Origin of the sequence: Citrobacter sp. Cf132 (assembly GCF_030333885.1) — a bacterium.
Lineage (GTDB): Bacteria > Pseudomonadota > Gammaproteobacteria > Enterobacterales > Enterobacteriaceae > Citrobacter > Citrobacter freundii.
This window is the reverse complement of sequence record NZ_JAOWFA010000012.1, coordinates 1-268: the sequence shown is the minus strand read 5'-3', so window position 1 is coordinate 268 and position 268 is coordinate 1. Positions and strand designations below refer to the sequence as shown.

1 tRNA gene is annotated in these 268 nt (G+C 56.0%); it reads right to left on the bottom strand.

Annotation, left to right across the window (positions count from 1 at the left end):
• Nucleotides 1-9: 9 nt before the first annotated feature.
• Nucleotides 10-85: transfer RNA gene (locus OGV85_RS00295), tRNA-Ala, on the bottom strand.
• Nucleotides 86-268: the final 183 nt, after the last annotated feature.

Sequence of the window (268 nt, the reverse complement as noted above, 5' to 3'; positions counted from 1 at the left end):
CAGTAAAGATGGTGGAGCTATGCGGGATCGAACCGCAGACCTCCTGCGTGCAAGGCAGGCGCTCTCCCAGCTGAGCTATAACCCCATCGTAAATGCTAATCTCTGTACCCTAATTCGTTTCCGGGCAAGGCGCGGTGGTGCGAAGCATACTGAAGTATGCGAGCATCGCCGTAACACAGCACGGAGGCGAATTTGGTAGGCCTGAGTGGACTTGAACCACCGACCTCACCCTTATCAGGGGTGCGCTCTAACCACCTGAGCTACAAGC